Annotated in this window: 8 protein-coding genes; 2 read left to right on the top strand and 6 right to left on the bottom strand. The window is 56.0% G+C overall.

The window, feature by feature from the left end:
• The coding region (locus Q363_RS29485) for a DUF2130 domain-containing protein (protein WP_035357840.1) at positions 1-1,331 on the bottom strand (1,331 nt) is incomplete at its 3' end.
• 751 nt (positions 1,332-2,082) lie between these two features.
• On the bottom strand, positions 2,083-2,664 hold the full coding sequence (locus Q363_RS37035) for a YceI family protein (RefSeq protein WP_084080902.1): 582 nt from the start codon (positions 2,662-2,664) through the stop codon (positions 2,083-2,085).
• 207 nt (positions 2,665-2,871) lie between these two features.
• On the opposite strand from Q363_RS37035, the gene Q363_RS29475 reads away from it, so the two are divergent.
• Positions 2,872-4,146, top strand: coding sequence for an ABC transporter substrate-binding protein (locus Q363_RS29475; RefSeq protein ID WP_084080901.1), 1,275 nt, complete (start codon positions 2,872-2,874; stop codon positions 4,144-4,146).
• Entirely contained in the window at positions 4,143-4,805 is a 663-nt protein-coding gene (locus tag Q363_RS29470) for a Dph6-related ATP pyrophosphatase (protein ID WP_035357838.1), read from the top strand. The genes Q363_RS29475 and Q363_RS29470 overlap by 4 nt, the downstream gene beginning before the upstream one ends.
• A 226-nt stretch (positions 4,806-5,031) precedes the next feature.
• On the opposite strand, the gene Q363_RS29465 is transcribed toward Q363_RS29470, so the two are convergent.
• From Q363_RS29465 to Q363_RS47155, 4 genes are all read right to left on the bottom strand, one after another.
• The gene (locus Q363_RS29465; protein ID WP_035357836.1) at positions 5,032-5,595 is read right to left on the bottom strand and encodes a DUF1643 domain-containing protein; all 564 of its coding nucleotides are present in this window, start codon (positions 5,593-5,595) and stop codon (positions 5,032-5,034) included.
• Positions 5,592-5,897, bottom strand: a complete 306-nt coding sequence (locus Q363_RS29460) for a hypothetical protein (protein ID WP_035357835.1) — start codon at positions 5,895-5,897, stop codon at positions 5,592-5,594. The genes Q363_RS29465 and Q363_RS29460 overlap by 4 nt, the downstream gene beginning before the upstream one ends.
• Before the next feature lie 68 nt (positions 5,898-5,965).
• The gene (locus Q363_RS29455; RefSeq protein ID WP_035357832.1) at positions 5,966-6,337 is read right to left on the bottom strand and encodes a helicase C-terminal domain-containing protein; all 372 of its coding nucleotides are present in this window, start codon (positions 6,335-6,337) and stop codon (positions 5,966-5,968) included.
• A 354-nt stretch (positions 6,338-6,691) separates the two neighbouring features.
• Positions 6,692-6,831, bottom strand: a 140-nt coding sequence (locus tag Q363_RS47155) for an ATP-binding protein (protein WP_035357831.1), incomplete at its 5' end; no start/stop codon positions are given.

Below are 6,831 nucleotides of genomic sequence, written 5' to 3'. Positions count from 1 at the left end.
AATATCGTTGCCACGGGGCGCGACATCTGACCGAGAACGCGTTGCAGAATATCGCCGCCTCGTGTGCCCGTCTTAACCGGTTCGATGGTGTCCTGAGGAAACAACTGCCTCAGCGTGGACTCGAAGTCGAGTTCTAGGACCTCGCCCTGCAATTGCTGAGAGCCCTGTGTTGCTTTACGCTGAGCTTCCTGCAACTTGAGCTGCATATCGGAGATTGTCTTGTCCTTTTCAGCGATCTTTAATCTTGCCGCATCATCGGCGTCCTTAAATGCCTGTTCGTGGATCGCTTTGCGTTGCTCATCAACTTTTCGAGCTATTTCAAGTTCTAGGCTTTGGGCTCTCTGTTCGATGGCCTCCCTCTCCTGTCTGAGCTGGAGTTCCGCCCGTTGAGCTGTGTTTAGCCTTTCTTGTAAATTCTTGGCCTTCGCGCGCTCGGCCTCCATCTGTGGGGACAGCTCTTTAAGAATGTTCTCGCGCTCTGTGGCTGCGATTTTTTTCCGTTCGACGGCGAGCGCTTGGTTTACCTGTGTGTGGACTGAAGCTTCTTTTTCGATCAGCTCCAGTTCCTTCGCCGCCAGAGTAGCGGTGAGGGTGGTTGCGAGCGTTGCTTTGGCATCGGCCTCTTTCTGTAAATCGGAGAGCGCTTGCTCGGTCTCGGCAAACTTCAACCTAGCCGCTTCTTCAGTTTCCTTACGGGCCTGTTCGTGGATCGCTTTGCGCTGCTCGTCAACTTTTCGAGCAACTTCGAGTTCAAGATTCTTGGATCTTTCGTCGACGGTTTCTTTTTCCTGCCTGAGCTGGAATTCCGCCCGTTGAGCTGTGTTTAGCCTTTCTTGTAAATTCTTGGCCTTCGCACGCTCGGCCTCCATCTCTGGGGACAGCTCTTTAAGAATGTTTTCGCGCTCTGTGGCTGCGATTTTTTTCCGTTCGACGGCGAGCGCTTGGTTTACCTGTGTGTGGACTGAAGCTTCTTTTTCGATCAGCTCCAGTTCCTTCGCCGCCAGAGCATCCTCAAGGGCCGTTGCCCTGAGCACTTTAGCATCGGCTTCCTCCTGCACCTTTTTGATGGTATTTTTTGCCTCTAAGCGAATACGGGAAATCACCGGACCGGCAAGGGTCTCGTCGAGATGAATGGTATCTCCGCACTTGGGACAGCTAATGTTAAAGTCTTGAGGCATGATTTTATCTCCGAGCTTCGTACGATCGAGTATTCCATACGTTCTTATCAGCAGGGGCTGGAACTCGGCACCGGGCCCGCGAAGGGCAGCCCGTATCTTGAGGATCGTGAACAAGCGGTTGCTGACAATATTAAGGATTTGGTGCGACTTCACCCCGATCAGCCAACTTTAGTCCTCTTCGGCTTCGACCACGTTTCGAAGTCTGAGAGAAGGGATGGCGGACCAATCAGAGATCAACCCTTCCGGCCTGTGGCGGGTCGCCTGGAGCAGTCCGGCGTCCGAATCTTTTGCCTTGTCACATTCCCCCCTCGCAGGCATCTCCTTCTGGAGAGGGTACAAGGACCGAACTTCCTTGGCAGCCAGTTGGCACTCTTCAGCGCCTTGTCCAAAGTGTCTCCAGAACTCAGATGGCCGTCATTCCAGATTGTCTATTCAGTTTGTTTAGCTATCGCAAATCGCCAATGCGCTCGCTAGACAATCCAAGACCGGCAGCTAACATACCAGTTATCCGGGTTCCGGCCGTGTAACGGGCTACCCTTCCATAATCCGTAAGGTAAGGTTTGCCGACCATCCAGAACCGTGAGGATGACGCTTGTACGGAGGCCGTTAAGCGGCGACTTGTATTAGCCTGATTTGGTGTCCATCACGTACTCGTACATCACGGTAGTTCATGAATATCGGGAAGCCATAGATGTACGCCTCCTCGGCGATCTGCTGCCTCCCTTTGGCCTTGCGCGTTCTGCGTGACATTCGACGAGGCCAATCAAGACAAAACAAGAGTATCGACGCGGCTGCGATCCATGCTTCTCCTTTTATAAGGTCCTCCAGAGCAAGTTCGGCCTAATTGGAGTCACCCGGCCCATGGACGACCACGAACGCACACATTAGCGTTCTCCGGGGATCGCTACTGTTTGTAGACCAACCGAGGCCCACTTACCTGCTTCGCCTTGAGGTCTACATCCACCTCAACGCGGTCGGCGATCTTGATGAAGGGAATGCCGCTGGTCATCCCGTAGTCCTTGCGGTCAAAGGCCATGACCCCCTTGATGTCGCCCGAACCTGTCCCCTTGCCGGAAACCGTCAGCGTCAGGGTTTCTGGTTTAGAGACGCCGCGTATCGTAAAGGTGCCCGGCACGTCAAAGGTGACTGGACCGGTCTGTACGATCTTCGTTGACTGGAACGTGATCAACGGATCATTTTCGGCGTCAAAAAAGTCTTGGCTCTTCAGCTTCTTGTCCTTCATGCCGCTTCCGGTATTCACGCTGGCGGCCTGAATCTTGACGTCCAAGACGCCCGTTGTGACATCGGGAGATGTAAACGTAAGCGTGGCGTCCCATTTTTCGAAATTACCGCTTATGGGGACCGAGGCCTTCACATTGAACTTAATCGTACTTTGTACCGGTGTAACCTCGAAAACAGGAGCTTGTGCCCGGCATAAACGAGGAAGTACGGCAGTCGCTAGGAGACAGAGGACAGCTAATCGCATGCGAAATTTTGGCAATCTGGGACCTCAGTGTCAAGTGACAAAGCTGCCAGGCCGCTCAACTCGCGGCCTGTTTCGCGATCACACCAGCTCGGTCAACTCATTTCACAAAGAATCGCACCGCCAGCGCCACATAAAATGTCCGGTTTCAGGTAGGTTCGCCCACCTCGACACAAATTCAGCGACGAAGTTACTTGAAACCCCGTTTCCATGCACTACGACGGCAATTCAGGACCGTCGTTCGGCGGCATTGTTTTCCGAATAGCGACGATCCAGAAGTTATCGCGTGGCGGCTCGAACCGAAATGCCGAGTACGGCCCACCTATGCGAACAGCGCGTTTGCAGTTCCAATCTCTGGCAGGCTCTGATCGCCTTCAGATACTTGTTGCTGATTTTCAGGAGCTCAGGACTGCCAGAGGAACTAGAATAGCGGTAGGGATCAACGATGGGAATTCAGAGACGCATATGGATAGGGATGGTGTTCCTGGGTGCGGCCCTCAGCCTTTATTGCCAACCGATGGATCAGGCATGCATAGCATGCGCATAGTTTCTCTCCTCGCGAGTGCCACGGAAATCGTCTGTGCCTTAGGCGCTGGCGAAATGCTGGTAGGGCGGTCGCATGAGTGCGATAACCCGGACTGGGTGCGACGGCTCCCTGCCTGCAGCGAACCCGCCTTTGACGTGTCTGTTTCGAGTAGAGAAATCGATACAGAGGTTCGGCGCCGGCTCCGGTCAGGCGAACCGCTGTATCACGTCCACGGAGAATTGATTCGAGAGTTGCGTCCCGATCTGCTGATCGCGCAAGCACACTGCGAAGTGTGCGCTGTGACTCCCGGCGATGTGCAGCGAAGTGGTGCTTGTTCACTCACAGCGCAGCAAATGGCGTTGTCCGCCGCGTCTTTGGAAGAAATCTTTCAAAGTATTCGACGGATCTCGCAAGCGCTGGATCTCGAGGAGCAAGGCGAGGTCCTTGTCCGCCGCGAACGACAGCGCCTTGACACGGTCAGGAAGGAGGCTGCGCGTTTCGCACCGCCAACCGTGGTCATGCTTGAGTGGACGGATCCCGTATTCGCAATGGGAAACTGGGGTCCGGAGCTGGTGGAAATCGCGAACGGCAAGCTTCTACTTGGACGAAAAGGAGAATACTCAGCCGCCATTCCTGGCGAGCAGCTTCGGGTTGCTGATCCGGAATACCTGATTGTCGCGCCCTGCGGATACAACTTGGAGCGGAGCCTGCGTGAACTAGCCATATTGGAACAATATCCATGGTGGCGGGAGCTTCAGGCAGTACGCAAAGGCAACGTCGCATTTGCGGACGGTAATCTATTCTTCAACCGTTCCGGAATGACGATCTCTCAAACGGCAGAGATCATCGCCGAAATCCTCCATGGTGTCTCATTCGGCGGAACTGCGGGAGTGCATTGGCGACGGATCGAAGCGCAGGCGGCGAGCGACGCGCCGCAGATTCTCGTGAGCCGGACTTGAGGAAGGTTCTCTTATCGTGGAGCAGCGGTAAAGACAGCGCCTGGACGCTGCATCTCCTTCGGCAACAGCCGGACATCCAGGTGGCCGCACTGTTCACAACTTTTAACTCCGCAGCGGACCGCGTGGCGATGCATGCAGTCCGGCGTGCGTTAGTGGAAGCGCAGGCCGAGCGAACTGGGCTCCCGCTCTGGGCGGTGGAACTGCCATGGCCGTGTTCTAACCTGGAATACGAAGAGCGGATGCGCGCTGTGTGCCAACGGGCAACGATGGAGGGAATCACCGCTATCGCATTCGGAGACCTGTTTCTTCACGACATTCGAGACTACCGGGTGCGGCAACTACAGGGGAGCGGGCTCGAACCGCTTTTTCCGGTCTGGCAAATTCCCACGGAACAATTGGGCCGGGAGATGATCGCGGCGGGCGTGAAAGCAAAGATTACCTGCGTCGACCCCTCGAGACTCGCGAGATCCTTTGCCGGTCGTGATTACGACCTGCGCTTGCTGGAGGCTCTGCCCCCCGAAATCGACCCGTGCGGCGAAAATGGGGAATTTCACACGTTCGTTTGTGACGCGCCGGTGTTCTCACGCCCGATCGCAGTACGCGTGGGGGAGGTGGTCGAGCGCGATGGATTTGTGTTTGCCGACGTGCTTCCAGAATGACTGGTTGTACCCTCGACTCATCGCGTTTCCTCCCGGATGACGGTATCGATTAGGGAAGGTTTGCCGACCAGTCAGGTAGCCGGAAGGCGGCGACAAACGCCTTTATTGGAGTGTCGCTAAAAAGTCGCGTATGTCGCGGATATCGTTCTCGTAGTCGGAGATCTTGGCGGCATAGGCGCTTCAGTGTACCGGGCAAGTTCATATCATTCCTCTTAGGGTAGGTTCGTTAGGGCGCGGTGCACGTCGCCGCACTCCAGAGACGCGGCTTCAAGTCTCCCCGCAAGTAGAGAGGGTGCATGGGTGTACCGTCGCCGCAGAGTTTTAGGGTGTACAGGGGCCGCTTACCGCCGTCAGAAAGCAGGCGCGCGACGGCTGGTCCTCGAGACTGAAGCGACCGATGCGGCTTTCCATAGGCGAAGACAACCAACGACGCGCGGCTTGCCATCTCCAGCAAGTGGGCGTCATTGTCAGGCCCCACGGGGTCCGACACAGTCATTAGCCGGGATTGATCAGTCGCCCGATACGAGAACGTGTTGCCGACCAGGAGTGTACCGTAGCCCCAGTTCTCGCCGTATCGCCTACATTTGGCAACAGTGGGGTCGTCGTATGAGGGGTCAGCGGTGCTGGGATTCATCATTATGAACATTACGGAGGGCAGGGAAGTATCCCATTCCCGAATCAAGACGTATCTGTATTCGTGATTTTGCCCGCCGAAGACGGCTGAGCTACGAACCCAGATAGGAACTGGCAGCATTCTCTTGCCGCCGACATCGTGCTTAGCCTTGCTCAATCCTTGAGCCTCCTGTTCTTCGGCGCGACCCGCTTGCCCTCGATGATTGTTCCTCCATCTTCCCGAATGGAAACGTCCTCGCGAGGAAAAATGATCCGTCCACCCTCGAAGACTATGGTGATATCCGTTGGGTAGCTCATCTTTTCAGCCTCTTTGTATCCCTCGATCCGCTGCACACGCGGCAACTCGACTTCAGAGCCGGTGACCGGGTCCTGCACCCATGCCCGATACATTGGGCCGACAGCGAAGGGCGTTGGCCAGCCAGTCACACCAGTGCCGAGGTACTCGACGATCAAACGCATAGCGGTGACACCTTCCTATGGATAGTAAGACACGTGCTGGTACAACACGAGATCCTAAAGCCGTTGAGTCAGGTGTGATTGTTTTTGAGCGGTATCTTTGCCTGTCGGCGTAGGTGCATAAACCGGCGAAGGTCTTCGATATCGTTTGTGATGGTGTAGGGAGGTAAGCTTTCCATGAACATCTTCCCGTAACCGTGGTGCTGGATACGAGGGTCAAGCATAGCCAGGATGCCGCGGTCGGTCGTCGAACGGATGAGTCGTCCGAATCCCTGTTTGAGTGCGATGGCCGCTTTTGGCACCTGATAGTCGAAGAATCCGCTACCCCCGCCTGCATCGATCGCTTTCACGCGAGCCTGGAGGACTGGATCACTTGGCACAGAGAATGGCAGCCGGTCGATGATGACGCAGCTCAGTTGCTCCCCTTGCACGTCGATCGGCAATACGACTTGCTGCAATCCCAGCGCTGGCTGGGAGGATGAAGAGAGTCATCGTATTTGGAAGTAGCCGCTTCAGTGTGAGGGCGCCAGCAGCGGTAACGATAAGCGCGATGTCACCCTCAACCTCCAATACAGAGTGCGGTACGCCGTAGCTTTCGTTGAACGCATGGTCAGACTCAAAGAGCTCACCATCGCGCTCCATCCGGGCGAATTCGGTCGGCTGAGTTTGGCAACTTGGCTTGGCCCACTTCGGCGGTTTGTTTTGGCCCACCCTCTGGGACGTTGAGGTTGAGGGTGTTCGGTTCTGCTGGAGCGTAGCCCGGAGGGCGGAGCGGAAGCAGAACCGAGCACCCAGGCTTAGTCCTTCGTCTTCTTCCGCAGGGTTCTACGGAAGCGGTACGACTCCGAACCGGTCTCGACGATGTGTGCCTGGTCGGTGAGCCGGTCGAGCACGGCCTTACAGAGCCGGGCGTTGGTGAAGACCTGGGGCCACTCGG

This window comes from Edaphobacter aggregans DSM 19364, from assembly GCF_000745965.1.
Lineage (GTDB): Bacteria > Acidobacteriota > Terriglobia > Terriglobales > Acidobacteriaceae > Edaphobacter > Edaphobacter aggregans.
The sequence above is the reverse complement of the archived record's forward strand: the minus strand, read 5'-3'. Positions and strand labels throughout refer to the sequence as shown.

Excerpts from the sequence above, each read along its gene's own strand:
- Q363_RS29460 (WP_035357835.1), bottom strand. The coding sequence starts at position 5,897 with ATGCGTTTGATCGTCGAGTACCTCGGCACTGGTGTGACTGGCTGGCCA.
- Q363_RS29475 (WP_084080901.1), top strand. The coding sequence starts at position 2,872 with ATGCACTACGACGGCAATTCAGGACCGTCGTTCGGCGGCATTGTTTTC.
- Q363_RS37035 (WP_084080902.1), bottom strand. The coding sequence starts at position 2,664 with ATGCGATTAGCTGTCCTCTGTCTCCTAGCGACTGCCGTACTTCCTCGT.